Below are 15098 nucleotides of genomic sequence, written 5' to 3'. Positions count from 1 at the left end.
GGAACACACGCCATGACCATCGCCCTGGATCCCTGGGGTCCCGTGGAGCCGCTGGAGCCCGCACTGTCGGTCCGTCAGGTCCTGGCCCTGGAAAGGGTGCTGGCGGGGGAGCCCGAGGTGGTGGCCGGCGCGTCCCAGCTCGACCGGCCCGTGCGCTGGGTGCACGTCGCCGAGGCGGCCGACGTCGGCGTGATGCTCAGCGGCGGGGAGATGGTCCTGACCACCGGGGTGCTGCTCGCCGGCGACGAGACCGCGCAGACCGAGTACGTCCGCTCCCTGCACCGCGCGGAGGCCGCGGCCGTCGTGCTGGGCCTCGGCCGGGCCTTCCCCACCGTGCCGGACGTGATGCGGCGCGCCGCCGAGCGGTGCGGACTGCCGATGGTGGTCCTGCACCGCCCGTCCCCCTTCGCCGAGCTGACCGAGGAGGTCCAGTCCCGGCTGGTGCGGCGCAAGTTCGCCGCCGTCAGCCTGTCGGAGGCCGTGCGGACCGCGCTGACGGCACTGATCACCGCGGGCGCCCCGCTGCAACGGCTGCTCGACGAGATCGCCCAGCACGCCGCCTGCCCCGTCGTCGTCACCAACCTCGCCCACCGGGTGCTGGCCACGGCGGGGGAGCGCTCGGCGGTCGACGACGTGCTGCGCGACTGGGAGCGCATCGCCCGCCAGGCCGGAGGCAGCGAGGGCGACGGCTGGATCCGCGCCGAACTGGGCGGACGCGGCGAGCGGTGGGGGCAGATCATGCTCTGCGGCCACCGCGGCGACACCGCGGGCGGACGGCTGCTCGCGGACCGGGCGGCCGAGGCCCTCGTCCTGCACCGCATGCTCGGCGGGGCCGCCGCCCACTCGTGGGAGGAGCAGTCCGCGCAGAGCCTGCTCACCGACCTGGTCTCCGGCGTCGTGCCGGCCCGCCATCTGCTGCCCCGGGCCCGGGCGGCCGGCCTGCCCGTCAACCGGCGGACCTTCGTGCCGCTCGTCGTGCGCGACCGCGGCCCGGCCCGCATCGAACGCACGCTGCGGCTGCTGGGCCTGCCCGGGCTGGTCGCCGAACTCGCCGACGGAGCCACCGCCGTCCTGCTCAGCCTCGCCCGCGACCAGGACGCCGAGGCGCTGGCCGTCCGCTTCGCGGCCCGGCTGCGCACCGGGCCGGGGCAGCCCCGCACCGTCGTCGCCGCGGCCGGCCCGCGCACCGCGTGGGACGAGGTGCCGGCCGGGCTGCGCGAGGCCCAGCACGTCGCCGACGCCGTGGCCGACTCCTCGGCCGCGCTCGACCTCCCGGCCGTCGTCCGGCTCAGGGACGTCCATCTGCGGGGCCTGGTGCGGCTGTTGCGGGACGACCCGCATGTGCAGTCGTTCGCCGAGCGCGAGCTGGACGGGCTGCTGTGCGCGGCCGGCGACGACCTGCTCGCCGTCCTGCGGACCTATCTGGCCACCGGCCGCAACAAGTCCCGCACCGCACAGCTCCACCATGTGTCGCGGCCCGCCCTGTACCGCCGGCTGGAGGCCATAGAGGGCCGGCTCGGCGTGGACCTCGACGACTTCGAACAGGCAGCCTCGGTGCACATCGCGCTCCTCGCGCACGACGCGCAGCACAGCTGACCCTCGCCCGGGGAAACGACCCGGAAACATGGAACGACCTGGGAAAACGGTGGTGATGCATGGGGCGTCGAAGACGTGACACGGTGGCACGCCGGACGCCCTCAGGCGTGACAGCGTGCAACTCAAAGCGGACCGGCTCGCTTCCTAGGCTCCTCGTACACCGAGCGACCGGAGGTCCCGATGAGCCAAGTGATCCGTGCCGCCGTCTTCCAGACGGCCTGGACCGGCGACAAGGAATCGATGATCCAGGTCCACGAGCAGGCGGTCCGCGACGCGGCCGCGCAGGGCGCTCGCATCCTGTGCTTCCAGGAGCTGTTCTACGGGCCGTACTTCTGCCAGGTCCAGGACCCGCAGTTCTACGAGTACGCCGAGCGGATCCCGGACGGTCCGATCGTCCGCCGGTTCCAGGCGCTCGCCGAGGAGCACGGCATCGTCCTGGTGCTGCCGATGTACGAGGAGGAGCAGCCGGGCGTCCTCTACAACACCGCCGCCGTGATCGACGCGGACGGCTCCTACCTGGGCAAGTACCGCAAGCACCACATCCCGCAGGTGAAGGGCTTCTGGGAGAAGTTCTACTTCCGGCCCGGGAACGCGGGCTGGCCGGTCTTCGAGACGGCCGTCGGCAAGGTCGGCGTCTACATCTGCTACGACCGCCACTTCCCCGAGGGCTGGCGGGCGCTGGGGCTGGAGGGCGCGGAGATCGTCTTCAACCCGTCGGCGACCTCGCGCGGCCTGTCCGCCTACCTGTGGCAGCTGGAGCAGCCGGCGGCCGCGGTCGCCAACGAGTACTTCGTCGGCGCGATCAACCGGGTCGGCGTCGAGGAGCTCGGCGACAACGACTTCTACGGGACCTCGTACTTCGTGGACCCGGAGGCCCAGTTCGTCGGGGAGGTGGCGAGCGACAAGGAGAGCGAACTCGTCGTCCGGGACCTGGACATGGCCAAGCTGCGCGAGGTGCGCGACCGCTGGCAGTTCTACCGGGACCGCCGCCCCGACGCCTACCCCCCGCTGACCGCGCCGTAACCGGCCGCAGCCGCCGCCGGTCCGATGCGCGGGGACCGGACCGGCGGCGCCCTCCAGGCACGACACCAGTGTTGAACACGGCAGGAGAGGGAGTATGAGCAGCCGTACCGTCATCCGGGGTGGTCTCGTCATCACCGCGTCCGACGAGATCCACGCCGACGTCCTGATCGAGGACGGCCGGATCGCCGCCCTCGCCGCCTCCGGCACCCCGGCCGCCGCGGCCTGGACCGCCGAGCGGGTCGTCGACGCCACCGGGAAGTACGTCATCCCGGGCGGGGTCGACGTCCACACCCACATGGAGCTGCCCTTCGGCGGCACCTTCGCCTCCGACACCTTCGAGACCGGCACCCGGGCGGCCGCCTGGGGCGGCACGACGACCATCGTGGACTTCGCGGTGCAGAGCGTCGGGCGCGGCCTGCGCGAGGGCCTCGACGCCTGGCACGCCAAGGCGGAGGGCAACTGCGCGATCGACTACGGCTTCCACATGATCGTCTCCGACGTGAACCAGGACACGCTCAAGGAGATGGACCTGCTGGTGCAGGAAGGCGTCACCTCCTTCAAGCAGTTCATGGCCTACCCCGGCGTCTTCTACAGCGACGACGGCCAGATCCTGCGCGCCATGCAGCGCTCCGCCGAGAACGGCGGGCTGATCATGATGCACGCGGAGAACGGCATCGCCATCGACGTCCTCGTCGAGCAGGCACTGGCCCGCGGCGAGACCGACCCGAGGTACCACGGCGAGGTCCGCAAGGCCCTCCTGGAGGCCGAGGCCACCCACCGCGCCATCAGGCTCGCGCAGGTCGCAGGGGCCCCGCTGTACGTGGTGCACGTGTCGGCGACGGAGGCCGTCGCGGAACTGGCGCGGGCCCGCGACGAAGGGCTGCCCGTCTTCGGCGAGACCTGTCCGCAGTACCTGTTCCTGTCCACGGACAACCTCGCCGAGCCCGGCTTCGAGGGCTCCAAGTACGTGTGCTCCACACCCCTGCGCCCCAGGGAACACCAGGCCGCACTGTGGCGGGGCCTGCGCACCAACGACCTCCAGGTCGTCTCCACCGACCACTGCCCCTTCTGCTTCGTGGGCCAGAAGGAACTCGGCCGTGGCGACTTCTCGAAGATCCCCAACGGCCTGCCGGGCGTCGAGAACCGTATGGACCTGCTCCACCAGGCCGTCGTCGACGGGCACATCAGCCGCCGCCGCTGGATCGAGATCGCCTGCGCCACCCCGGCCCGCATGTTCGGCATGTACCCCAAGAAGGGCACCCTCGCCCCGGGCGCCGACGCCGACGTCGTCATCTACGACCCGCACGCCGAACAGGTCGTCTCGGCCGAGACCCACCACATGAACGTCGACTACTCGGCGTACGAGGGCAAACGGCTCACCGGCCGCGTCGAGACGGTCCTCTCGCGCGGCGAACTCGTCATCACCGAGCGGGAGTACACCGGACGCGCCGGTCACGGCGTCTACACCCCGCGCTCCACCTGCCAGTACCTCGACTAGGAGCAGCGCACATGGACTTCGGACTCGTCCTGCAGACCGACCCGCCGGCCTCACGCGTCGTCGAGCTGATGCAGCGCGCCGAGCACAACGGCTTCACGTACGGCTGGACGTTCGACTCCGCCGTGCTCTGGCAGGAGCCGTTCGTGATCTACAGCCAGATCCTGGCCAACACGAGCAGGCTGACGGTCGGCCCGATGGTGACGAACCCCGGCACCCGCACCTGGGAGGTCACCGCCTCCACCTTCGCCACCCTCAACGACATGTTCGGCAACCGCACGGTGTGCGGCATCGGCCGCGGCGACTCCGCGATGCGCGTCGCGGGCCGCGCCCCGAACACCCTGGCCCGGATCAGCGAGGCCATGAAGGTCATCCGGGCGCTCGGCTCGGGCGGGGAGGCCGACCTCGGCGGCACGGTCGTCCGGTTCCCCTGGATCAAGGAGGACGCGCGTCTCCCCGTGTGGATGGCCGCGTACGGCCCCAAGGCGCTGAAGATGACCGGCGAGGAGGCCGACGGCTTCATCCTCCAGCTCGCCGACCTCTACCTCACCGAGTACATGGTGAAGGCCGTCAAGGACGCCGCCGTCGCCGCCGGACGCGACCCGTCCGAGGTGAAGATCTGCGTCGCCGCCCCGGCGTACGTCACCGAGGACGACTCGCCCGGGGCACTCGCCCACGCGCGGGAGCAGTGCCGCTGGTTCGGCGGCATGGTCGGCAACCACGTCGCCGACCTCGTGTCCAAGTACGGCGCGCACTCCGCCGCCGTCCCCGACGAACTCACCGACTACATCAAGTCACGCGAGGGGTACGACTACTCGCACCACGGGCGGGCCGACAACCCCGACACCGCGTTCGTGCCCGACGAGATCGTCGACCGGTTCTGCGTCATCGGACCGGTCGCCAAGCACATCGAGAAGCTGACGGCGCTGCGCGACCTGGGCGTCGACCAGTTCGCCCTCTACGACATGCACGACGCCCAGGAGGCCACCATCGACGCCTACGGCGCGACCGTCATCCCCGCCGTCAGCGGCTGACCCGGCCCGTCCCCAGGGGCCCGCCCACTCGTCCTCAGGAGCAACTCCCCAACCCCCCACTCCTGTTCTTCCCTCCTCCACCTCCCCGGAGGAGGGGACCCGGAGACCCCGCACGGCCTTTCCGGATCCGCCCCTCGTTTGATTGGCCTGCTCATGACCGACACCGCTCCCACGGCCATACCCTTGGCCGGCCAAGTCACCCGTCCCGACGGACGCGTGGAGCTCGCCCCGGGCTCACCGCCGCCCAGCGGCCCCTACGCCAACGAGGACCTGCTCCCGGTCCCCGTGGAGAAGCGCACCTGGACCACGTACAACTTCTCCGCGCTGTGGGTCGGCATGGCCCACAACACGGCGTCGTGGACACTGGCCTCCGGTCTGATCGCCGTCGGCATGGACTGGAAGCAGGCGGTGTTCACCATCGGCCTGGCCAACCTCATCGTGCTCGTCCCGATGCTGCTCACCGGGCACGCGGGGCCGAAGTACGGCATCCCCTTCCCGGTCTTCGCCCGCGCCTCCTTCGGCGTGCGCGGCGCCAACCTGCCGGCCGTCGTACGCGCCTTGGTGGCGTGCGGCTGGTTCGGCATCCAGACCTGGATCGGCGGCGAGGCGATCTTCTTCCTCGCCGGGAAGCTGATCGGCAACGGCTGGTCCGACGCCGGGACGGTCGGCGGCCACCCGTGGACCATGTGGCTGTCGTTCGCGATCTTCTGGGCGATCCAGGTCGCGATCATCTACCGGGGCATGGAGACCATCCGCCGCTTCGAGAACTGGGCCGCGCCCTTCGTCCTCGTCGGCGCGCTCGTGATGCTGGTCTGGATGAGCGACAAAGCGGGCGGGTTCGGCCCGCTGCTGGACCAGCCCTCCGAGCTGGGCTGGGGCGGCGACTTCTGGAAGCTGTTCTGGCCGTCGCTGATGGGCATGATCGGCTTCTGGTCGACGCTGTCGCTGAACATCCCCGACTTCACCCGCTACGGCCGGTCGCAGAAGGCGCAGACCTGGGGGCAGGCGCTCGGCCTTCCCACGACGATGACGCTGTTCGCGCTGCTGTCGGTGCTGGTCACCTCCGGCTCGCAGGCCGTGTACGGCAAGGCCGTCTGGGACCCGGTGCAGCTCGCCGCCAAGACGGACAACGTCTTCGGGCTGCTGTTCGCGCTGGTGACGGTGCTGGTGGCGACCCTGTCGGTGAACGTCGCCGCCAACCTCGTCTCGCCCGCCTTCGACTTCTCCAACATCGCGCCCCGCAGGATCAGTTTCCGCACCGGCGCCCTGGCGACCTGCGTCCTGGGCGTGCTGATCTTCCCGTGGAAGCTGTACTCCGACCCGCAGGGCTACATCTTCACCTGGCTCGGCCTGGTGGGCGGTCTGCTCGGCACGGTCGCCGGCATCCTCATCGCCGACTACTGGATCCTGCGCCGCGGCAAGCTCGACCTGGCCGACCTGTACCGCGCGGGCGGCCGCTACTGGTACGAGGCCGGCTGGAACTGGCGGGCCGTGGTCGCCTTCGTCACCGGCGGCGTCCTCGCCGTCGGCGGCGCCAGCCTCAAGCCGCTGATCGACGGCCGGCCCGTCCCGGCGCTGGAACCCCTCGCCGACTACGGCTGGGCGGTCGGCCTGGGCACCTCCACCGTCGTCTACCTGGCCCTGATGCTGCTGCGCGGCCGCCGGGAGGAGGCCGCCGCCTGACCCGCGGGACGGCCCGCGCACGGAGAACGGCCGGAGGAGCGAGCACGCTCCTCCGGCCGTCGCCGCACGCGCGGCGGGCGGGGTTTCAGGCCTTCGGCCCGTTCTGAAGGGCGGCCGCCGCTTCCTTCGCCGCCCTGATCGCGCCCTTGTTGATCTCGTCGGTGGAGGGCGCCTTCTTCGACTCGAAGTCGCTGCCGTTGTAGTTGACGACGACCAGCGCGTTGGCCACCTGGGCGATGACGACGCCCTCCCGGGTCTGCTGCTTGTCCTCCGTCGTCAGATTGACCACGGAGTAGGCCGCGTTCCCGAGCCCCGGCACGGCCCCGCCGCCGCTCTTCTCCTCGACGCGCTCCTTGTACGACCTCTGCGCCTCCTCGTCCGAGTCCGTGATCTCGAAGGAGATGTCCAGCCAGCGGTAGTCGTACCCCTTGAGCGCGTTCCACGAGCAGGTGCGGCGCAGGCCGGCGTCCGTGGACGGGATCTCCTTGCCGGCCGGCTTGACGCCCGGCACCAGCGTGGTGATCGTCTTCGCCGCCAGACTCGTGCAGGGGGCGGGCGCGGTCCCGTACGTCTTGGACACGGCCGTCGTGGCCGGTTCGGACGCCTTCTCGGACTGGGTCTTCTGCGTGTCCTTGGCCGCGGTGTCCTGTGTGGCGGTGAGCGGTCCGGACGTCAGCGCCCAGCCCGCGCAGGCGAGCACGGCCACGGGGGACAGGCGCGCGGTGAGGGCGAGCGGCAGTGGGAGAGAGCGCACGGCGCACTTTCGTGGGGGACGGTGCGGACGGGGTCCGCAGTGCGGACGGTGGACGCCAGTGTCACACGACTCCCTGTGGGGCGGAAGCGAAAACTCGCTGCGTGCACGGGCGGTGACGAAGGGCGCGCCAGTTCCCCGGCATTGACGGTCCATCGGTATCAAATACGGCAAAACAGCAAGAAGTGGTGCTTTCGTGCTCAGGCATACTGTGACGGGTTTCCGACGACGCGCCACGGCGAGACGGTGACGCGGCACCGACGACGCACCACGGGGAGACGGCGAGCAATGCGGTTCACCACCCGGCCCACGCTCCAGGGAACCTTCGGCATGGTCTCCGCCACCCACTGGCTGGCCGCGCAGTCGGCGATGGCGGTCCTGGAGGACGACGGCAACGCCTCCGACGCGGCCGTCGCGGCGGCCTTCGTCCTGCACGTCGTCGAACCGCACCTCAACGGGCCCGCCGGCGAGGTGCCGATCCTCCTCGCCCCGGCCGGCGGCGAGGTGCGGGTGCTGTGCGGGCAGGGCGTGGCGCCGGCCGGCGCGACCGTCGCGCACTACCGGGGACTGGGTCTCGACCTCGTGCCCGGCACGGGACCCCTCGCCGCCGCGGTGCCCGGCGCCTTCGACGCCTGGATGCTCCTGCTGCGCGACCACGGCACCAAGTCCCTCGGCGACGTGCTGAAGTACGCCATCGGCTACGCCGAGCACGGGCACCCGCCCGTGGACAACGTCGGCGCGACCGTCGAGACCGTGCGGCACCTCTTCGAGACGGAGTGGACCTCGTCGGCACAGGTCTATCTGCCGGGCGGAAGGCCGCCGCGGCCAGGGGAGCTGCTGCGCAACCCCGCCCTCGCCGCCACCTGGAAGCGGCTGCTCGCCCAGACCGCCGGCGCGGGCGGGCGGGAGGCGCGGATCGACGCCGCCCGGGAGGTGTGGCGGACCGGATTCGTCGCCGAGGCGCTCGTCCGGCAGGCCGCCCGGCCCACCCTGGACACCAGCGGTGAACGCCACACCGGCACCCTCACGGCCGCCGACCTCGCGGACTGGTCCGCGACGTACGAGGCGCCGACGACCTACGACTGGAACGGCTGGACTGTCTGCAAGCCGGGTCCCTGGAGCCAGGGACCGGTCCTGCTCCAGCAACTCGCCCTGCTGGCGCCCGAGTTGCCGGCCCGTGGTTCCGCCGACTACGTCCACCTCCTGATCGAGGGCTGCAAACTCGCCATGGCCGACCGCGAGGCCTGGTACGGCGACGCGGCCGAGGTCCCGCTCGCCGACCTGCTCGACGCCGACTACAACGCCCGCCGGCGGCGGCTGATCGGCGACCGGGCGTCGTACGAGCTGCGGCCCGGCAGCCCCGGCGGACGCGCGCCCCGGCTCAGCGCGCACGCGCACGTGGTGGCCGCGGACGATCCCGGCTTCAGCCCCATGGGCGCCGGCGAGCCGACGGTCGCCAAGGCCCCCACGTCCCCCGTGCCGGGCGAACCGCAGGTCACCGTCTCCGGAGAGACCCGCGGGGACACCTGCCACCTGGACGTCGCCGACCGCTGGGGCAACATGGTCGCCGCCACGCCCAGCGGCGGCTGGCTCCAGTCCAACCCGGTCGTGCCCGAGCTGGGCTTCCCGCTCGGGACCCGGTTGCAGATGACCTGGCTGGAGGAGGGGCTGCCGAACTCGCTGACGCCCGGCCGCCGCCCGCGCACCACCCTCACTCCCTCGCTCGCCCTGCGCGACGGGACGCCCGTACTGGCCTTCGGCACCCCCGGCGGAGACCAGCAGGACCAGTGGCAGCTGCACTTCCTGCTCGCCGTCGCGCTCCGCCCTTCAGTCCGGGGCGGCCTCGACCTCCAGGGCGCGATCGACGCCCCGAACTGGCACAACGACGCCTTCCCCGGCTCGTTCTACCCGCGCGGGATGCGGCCGGGCAGCGTCACGGTGGAGTCCCGCATGCCCGCGGAGGTGGTCCGGGAGCTGCGGCGGCGCGGTCATGACGTCGCCCTCGGCGACCCCTGGTCCGAGGGCCGGCTGTGCGCGGTCGCCCGCGACCCGGCGTCCGGCGTGCTGTCGGCGGCCGCCAACCCGCGCGGGATGCAGGGATACGCGGTCGGCCGCTGACCGCGCGCGCCGCTCACGCCCCCGCTCTTCATCCCGATTCCACCTGGGATGCACCGGGCGGGCGGGGATTGTCAGTGGGGCGTGCTCTCATGGAGGCATGATCGAAGACAAGGAAACCATCGACGAGTTTCTCGCCCGCCACCACGCCGACGTGGAGGAGGCGGTCCGCGCGGCCGCCGCGGCCGAGATCATGCCCCGCTTCCGGCAGCTCGCGGAGCACGAGATCGACCAGAAGGCCGGCCCGCACGACCTGGTGACGGACGCCGACCGCAACGCCGAACTGTTCCTCACCTCGGCCCTCGGCGCCCTGCTGCCCGGATCGGTCGTCGTCGGCGAGGAAGCCGTGCACGCCGACCCGGCCACGTACCGGGCGATACAGGGCGACACGCCTGTCTGGATCGTCGACCCCGTCGACGGGACCCGTCAGTTCGTGCACGGCGACGACGGCTTCTGCACCCTGGTCGCCCTCGTCCGGCACGGAGTGCTGCTCGCCTCCTGGACCTACGCCCCGGCTCGCGACCAACTGGCCACGGCGGTACGCGGCGGCGGCGCCTTCCTCGACGGCGAGCGGCTGTTCGCCGGACCGCCCGAGCCCGGCCGCGCCCTGAGGGTGGCCACCTCGCACCCCCTGTACACGACCGACGAGCAAAAGCGCGCCCTGCTGCCGCTGTGGAGCGACGGCGTGGCCCCGCGCCCCTGCGGTTCGGCCGGGCTGGAGTACCTCGCCGTCGCCCGGGGCGAGGTGGACGCCACCGCGTTCTCCTGGGAGGCGGCCTGGGACCACGCTGCCGGACTGCTGCTGGTCGAGGAGGCGGGCGGCGCCCATCTCACCCTCGGCGGCGAGCCGTTCCGCATCACCGGCGGCAACTCCCTGCCCTTCACCGCGGCCCGGGACGAGGCGACGGCCCGACGCGTGATGCGGCTCCTCTCGGACACCGAGTCCCTCCGCGAGGCTTCCTGAGCGGGGGCCGCCGTCAGCCCTGCCGGGCGGGGCCGTCCGCCGCGCCGGGGGCACCGGCCCCGGCGGGGGCCAGGGCTTGCGCGAGGCCGTGATCCCTGGGGGGACGGACCGCAGTGACCGCTCACCGGCAGTGGGGGGTCACCGGCGATGCGGCCCGTCCGCCCGGCGCCGGCTCATGGGTGAGGGCGGCTCGCGTCCCCGGGGCGGTCCGCGTCCGAGGGCGGTTCACGCCTCGGGCCGGCTCGTTCCTCGGGGACGGTCTGTGCCGGGCAGGCGGAGGGCGCCCGCGCCGGCCCGGTCCGGTCCGGTCCCTCAGGTCCCTCCCGCCGGTCTCGCGACTCCGGCCTGTTCGGCTCCTCCCCGGCCGGTTCGGCCACCGCGCCGCCGGTGTCGTCGTACCCCCGGCATATCCTGAGCGCGGGGGCCGCCGGTCGACGGGGGTCACCGGCTGACGAAGGGGTCGAAGTGCCGTCGATGCTCGATGCGGTCGTGGTGGGAGCGGGGCCCAACGGGCTGACCGCAGCGGTGGAGCTGGCCAGACGCGGCTTCTCCGTGGCGCTGTTCGAGGCGCGGGACGCCGTGGGCGGGGGAGCCCGCACGGAGGAGCTCACCCTGCCCGGATTCCGGCACGACCCGTGCTCCGCGGCACACCCCCTGGCCGTGAACTCGCCCGCCTTCCGCGCCATGCCCCTGGAACGCTACGGGCTGGAGTGGCTGCACGCCGAACTGCCCATGGCCCACCCCTTCCTGGACGGCAGCGCCGCGGTGCTGTCGAGGTCGGTCGCCGAGACGGCCGCCTCCTTCGGTCCGCGCGACGCGGGCGCCTACCGCCGCCTCGTCGAGCCCTTCCTGCCCAAGTGGGACACCCTGGTGCGCGACTTCATGTCGCTGCCGCTGACCGCGCTGCCGCGTGACCCGGTCACCCTGGCCCGCTTCGGCCTGGCCGGTCTGCCCCCGTCCAGCTGGCTCGTGCGGCGCTTCGCCGACGAGCCGGCCAGGACCCTCTTCGCCGGACTCGTCGCTCATGTCATGGCCCCGCTGACCGGGCTCGCCACCGGCGCCGTCGGCCTGGTCTTCGCCCTCGCCGCGCACGCACGCGGCTGGCCGGTGGCCCGCGGCGGCTCCCAGTCCCTCTCCGACGCGCTCGCGGCCTACTTCGAGGACCTCGGCGGCAGCGTCCACACCGACTACGAGGTCAAGCGCCTGGACGACCTGCCGCCGGCCCGCGCCTACGTCTTCGACACCTCGCCCACCGCCCTCGCCCGCATCGCGGGCTTCGGCAACCACTACGAGCGGTACACGTACGGACCCGGCGTCTTCAAGATCGACTATGCGCTCGACGGGCCGGTCCCGTGGACGGCCGAGGCGGCCCGGAGCGCCGGCACCGTGCAGATCGGCGCGGACAGCGCGGAGATCGGCGCCGCCCTGCGGGCCGTCTCACGCGAGGGCCGGGCGCCCGACCGGCCCTTCATGATCACGGTGCAGCCCGGCGTCGTCGACCCCACCCGCGCGCCGGCCGGCAAACACGTCTTCTGGGCGTACGGCCATGTGCCCAACGGCTGGACCGGCGACCTCACCGACGTCATGGAACGCCAACTGGAGCGTTTCGCGCCGGGGTTCCGCGACCGGGTCCTCGCCCGTGCCACGGCCGGCCCCGCCGAACTCGCCGCCCGCAACGCCAACTACGTCGGCGGGGACATCGCCACCGGCGCGGTCTCCGGGCTCCAGGCCCTGCTGCGCCCCCGGCTGACCGCGTTCCCCTACGCGACTCCGCATCCGGCCGTGTTCATCTGCTCGTCGGCCACCCCGCCCGGACCGGGCGTGCACGGCATGTCGGGCCACAACGCGGCGAAGGCCGTGTGGCGCAGGCTGCGGCGGCCATGACGGCGGGCATGACCTCGGCCATGACGGCGGGCGGCGGCTCCGGTGGGGTATACACACGGTCATGACCACGATCACCCTGGTCCGGGGCGACATCACCCGCCAGTCCGTCGACGCCATCGTCAACGCGGCCAACTCCTCGCTGCTCGGCGGCGGTGGCGTCGACGGCGCGATCCACCGCCGGGGCGGCCCCGAGATCCTCGCCGACTGCCGCCGTCTGCGCGCCTCCTCGTACGGCAGGGGGCTCGCCACCGGCCGGGCGGTCGCCACGACCGCCGGAAATCTGGACGCGCGCTGGGTGATCCACACGGTGGGCCCGGTGTACAGCGCCACCGAGGACCGGTCGCACCTGCTGGCCTCGTGCTACCGCGAGTCGCTGCGGGTCGCGGACGAGAAGGGCGCACGGACCGTCGCCTTCCCGGCCGTCTCGACGGGCGTCTACCGCTGGCCGATGGACGACGCGGCCCGGATCGCCGTGGAGACGGTCCGGGCCGCGCGGACGGACGTCGAGGAGGTCAGGTTCGTCCTCTTCGACGAGCCGGCCTACGAGGCCTTCGCCCGGCAGGCCGGCTGACGCCGGGGGTCAGCCCTCGATGCGGTGGGTCGTCCAGAACGACGTCAGGTCGGTGGTCGTGGCGGCCTGGGCGGCGGCCTTGAACTCGGCCGTGGTCGAGACGCCGTACCAGTGCGAGGTGGCGTAGTCCTTCAGCAGCCGGGCCATCGCCGTGTCGCCGACGAGCCGCCGCAGGTCGTGCAGCGCGCACTTGCCGTAGCCGTAGACGACCGTCGAGTACCGGGAGGAGTGGGCGTCCCAGTAGGCCATGGAGTTGGTGATCTTCTCCGCCGACGAGGCCCACGAGACGCCGCTCCAGCAGCCGCTGCCCGTCTTGCCCTGCGCCAGGTCGGTGGCGTAGTCGGTGAAGGACTCGTCCAGCCAGGGGCTGTCGTACTCGTCGTCGCCGACGATCCCGTACCACCACTGGTGGGCGATCTCGTGGGTCAGCGCCGTGGTGCTGACGAGGTCCAGGACGAACCCCGGGTACTCCATGCCGCCGAACCAGTAGTTGTTGTCGATGACGGCGTCCAGCTCACCGTACGGATACGCGCCGAAGCGGGCCGCGTGGGCGTCCACGGCCGACTTGGCGGTGGTGAGCATCGACTGGGCGCTCGCCGAACTGATGCCGGAGACGGAGTAGACGTTGACCGCCGTGCCCGCGGCCGAGGTTCCGGAGATCTTGCTGAACGGTCCGGCCGCCCACGCGAAGTCGCGCACCTGGGAGGCGGTCGCCGTGGTGACGGTGCGTCCGCTGGAGCCGGGCGTGTCGACCGAGGTCCCGGTGGCCGGCACCAGCAGGCTCGTCGGGTGGTCGAGGGTGACCTTGAAGTCGGCGGCCAGTGAGTAGAAGGACTCGCCGTTGTTCGTGTACGGGTCCAGGTGCCAGCCCGCCCCGTCCCTGACCGCCAGTACGGGCAGCGCGTTGCCGATGAAGCTGAACGCCCCGTCGTGGCCGAACCGGTCGGCGCCGCTGGGCACCGTGATGCCCAGGTCGAAGCCGATCGTGGCGCTCTGCCCCTGGGCGAGGGGGGAGGCGAGGGTGATCTGGAGGGCCGTGCAGCCCACCGAGAGGGCACCCGCGGTCCCGCCGGTGACGGCGGAGACCGTGACCGGCATCGCCGAGCAGGTGCCGTGGTAGTTGTCCCACAGCCGCAGGTACACCTCGGTCAGCGGGGAGGCGGAGGCGTTGGTGAAGGTCGCGCTCTCGTGGCCCGTCCAGACGGTGCCGGCGGCGTCGGAGGCCAGGCTGACGGTGTAGGACGGCGCGGCCGGGGTGCGGGTGGAGTCGGCGGGCGGCACGGTGTCGCCGGAGGTGTCGAGCGCGATGTCGTCGAGGACGAAGCTCGACCGGAGGCTGGAGTCCTCGGTGCCGGTGAAGGCGAGCGTGACGGTACGGCCCGCGAAGGCCGACACGTCGAACGACTTGAGCAGGTAGCCCGTGTTCTTGTCGAGGTTCGAGTAGGTGGCCAGCGTGGTCGTGCCGATCTTGGCCGTCAGCTTGTCGTACGCGGTGGACGACGTCGTCTCGGCGGTGTCGATGTGCAGCCAGAAGGTGAGGGTGGCGGCCGCGCACCCGGAGGGGATCGTGACGCTCTGGGAGAGCGTGTCGGTGTGGGCGCTGCCGACCCCGCCCAGCCAGGCGAAGGCGGCGCCGCCGTGGGCGCTCTCGCCGGTACGGCTCGTGATCACACGGGTGGCGGACTGCGTCCACGGCGGGACGCCGCTCTCGAAGCCTCCGTTGGCGACGACCTGGGCGGGCGTGCAGGCGTCCGCGGCCGCGGCCGGTGCGGTGTCCGCGGGCGCGGCGGCGGGCACGGCGGCGGCCCGTGCGGTCGAAGCGGCAGCGGACGCGGCTGTCGCGGGAGTGGCGGGGAGCGACAGGGCGGCCAGCGCGGCGAGGAGTGCGCTCGCGGCGAGGGCCTTGCGGGGCGTGGGTCTCACACGTGGCTCCTTTGCGGCGGCCGGGTCTCCGGCCTGCTCGGTTGCTGTCCCTCACGGTG

11 protein-coding genes are annotated in these 15098 nt (G+C 72.6%); 9 read left to right on the top strand and 2 right to left on the bottom strand.

The window, feature by feature from the left end; translation table 11 throughout:
• The first annotated feature begins 12 nt into the window (after positions 1-12).
• The 5 genes from ACGFSH_RS20690 (at position 13) to ACGFSH_RS20670 (ending at position 6831) form a co-directional block, all read left to right on the top strand.
• Positions 13-1596, top strand: a complete 1584-nt coding sequence (locus tag ACGFSH_RS20690) for a PucR family transcriptional regulator (RefSeq protein WP_393350580.1) — start codon at positions 13-15, stop codon at positions 1594-1596.
• 180 nt (positions 1597-1776) lie between these two features.
• The gene (locus ACGFSH_RS20685; protein ID WP_393350578.1) at positions 1777-2619 is read left to right on the top strand and encodes a nitrilase-related carbon-nitrogen hydrolase; all 843 of its coding nucleotides are present in this window, start codon (positions 1777-1779) and stop codon (positions 2617-2619) included.
• A 94-nt stretch (positions 2620-2713) separates the two neighbouring features.
• Entirely contained in the window at positions 2714-4117 is a 1404-nt protein-coding gene (gene hydA, locus ACGFSH_RS20680) for a dihydropyrimidinase (RefSeq protein ID WP_393350575.1), read from the top strand.
• An 11-nt stretch (positions 4118-4128) separates the two neighbouring features.
• Positions 4129-5148, top strand: a complete 1020-nt coding sequence (locus ACGFSH_RS20675; RefSeq protein ID WP_393350573.1) for a TIGR03842 family LLM class F420-dependent oxidoreductase — start codon at positions 4129-4131, stop codon at positions 5146-5148.
• A 153-nt stretch (positions 5149-5301) separates the two neighbouring features.
• The gene (locus ACGFSH_RS20670; protein WP_393350571.1) at positions 5302-6831 is read left to right on the top strand and encodes an NCS1 family nucleobase:cation symporter-1; all 1530 of its coding nucleotides are present in this window, start codon (positions 5302-5304) and stop codon (positions 6829-6831) included.
• A gap of 85 nt (positions 6832-6916) precedes the next feature.
• Here the strand turns inward: ACGFSH_RS20670 and ACGFSH_RS20665 are convergent, their stop codons facing one another.
• Positions 6917-7585, bottom strand: a complete 669-nt coding sequence (locus tag ACGFSH_RS20665) for a hypothetical protein (RefSeq protein WP_393350569.1) — start codon at positions 7583-7585, stop codon at positions 6917-6919.
• 285 nt (positions 7586-7870) lie between these two features.
• Between ACGFSH_RS20665 and ACGFSH_RS20660 the strand changes: the two genes are divergently transcribed.
• The 4 genes from ACGFSH_RS20660 to ACGFSH_RS20645 all read left to right on the top strand — a co-directional run bounded on the left by ACGFSH_RS20660 (position 7871) and on the right by ACGFSH_RS20645 (position 13116).
• Positions 7871-9700, top strand: coding sequence for a gamma-glutamyltransferase family protein (locus ACGFSH_RS20660; protein ID WP_393350567.1), 1830 nt, complete (start codon positions 7871-7873; stop codon positions 9698-9700).
• Between the two features lie 97 nt (positions 9701-9797).
• Positions 9798-10661 (top strand): inositol monophosphatase family protein, encoded by an 864-nt coding sequence (locus ACGFSH_RS20655; RefSeq protein WP_393350564.1) that lies wholly within the window; start codon positions 9798-9800, stop codon positions 10659-10661.
• 474 nt (positions 10662-11135) lie between these two features.
• Positions 11136-12545, top strand: coding sequence for a phytoene desaturase family protein (locus ACGFSH_RS20650; RefSeq protein WP_393350561.1), 1410 nt, complete (start codon positions 11136-11138; stop codon positions 12543-12545).
• Between the two features lie 61 nt (positions 12546-12606).
• A complete protein-coding gene (locus ACGFSH_RS20645) occupies positions 12607-13116 on the top strand; it encodes an O-acetyl-ADP-ribose deacetylase (RefSeq protein ID WP_393350558.1) in 510 nt (169 codons plus the stop codon).
• Between the two features lie 9 nt (positions 13117-13125).
• Here ACGFSH_RS20645 and ACGFSH_RS20640 read toward each other — a convergent pair whose 3' ends face one another.
• Positions 13126-15039, bottom strand: a complete 1914-nt coding sequence (locus tag ACGFSH_RS20640; protein ID WP_393350555.1) for a M1 family aminopeptidase — start codon at positions 15037-15039, stop codon at positions 13126-13128.
• Positions 15040-15098: the final 59 nt, after the last annotated feature.

This window comes from Streptomyces sp. NPDC048481, from assembly GCF_043200075.1.
Taxonomy (GTDB): domain Bacteria; phylum Actinomycetota; class Actinomycetes; order Streptomycetales; family Streptomycetaceae; genus Streptomyces.
The sequence above is the reverse complement of the archived record's forward strand: the minus strand, read 5'-3'. Positions and strand labels throughout refer to the sequence as shown.

What these genes read in the sequence shown, in the direction of transcription:
- ACGFSH_RS20690 (WP_393350580.1), top strand. Translation starts at nt 13, where the DNA reads ATGACCATCGCCCTGGATCCCTGGGGTCCCGTGGAGCCGCTGGAGCCC.
- ACGFSH_RS20685 (WP_393350578.1), top strand. Translation starts at nt 1,777, where the DNA reads ATGAGCCAAGTGATCCGTGCCGCCGTCTTCCAGACGGCCTGGACCGGC.
- hydA (WP_393350575.1), top strand. Translation starts at nt 2,714, where the DNA reads ATGAGCAGCCGTACCGTCATCCGGGGTGGTCTCGTCATCACCGCGTCC.
- ACGFSH_RS20675 (WP_393350573.1), top strand. Translation starts at nt 4,129, where the DNA reads ATGGACTTCGGACTCGTCCTGCAGACCGACCCGCCGGCCTCACGCGTC.
- ACGFSH_RS20670 (WP_393350571.1), top strand. Translation starts at nt 5,302, where the DNA reads ATGACCGACACCGCTCCCACGGCCATACCCTTGGCCGGCCAAGTCACC.
- ACGFSH_RS20660 (WP_393350567.1), top strand. Translation starts at nt 7,871, where the DNA reads ATGCGGTTCACCACCCGGCCCACGCTCCAGGGAACCTTCGGCATGGTC.
- ACGFSH_RS20655 (WP_393350564.1), top strand. Translation starts at nt 9,798, where the DNA reads ATGATCGAAGACAAGGAAACCATCGACGAGTTTCTCGCCCGCCACCAC.
- ACGFSH_RS20650 (WP_393350561.1), top strand. Translation starts at nt 11,136, where the DNA reads ATGCTCGATGCGGTCGTGGTGGGAGCGGGGCCCAACGGGCTGACCGCA.
- ACGFSH_RS20645 (WP_393350558.1), top strand. Translation starts at nt 12,607, where the DNA reads ATGACCACGATCACCCTGGTCCGGGGCGACATCACCCGCCAGTCCGTC.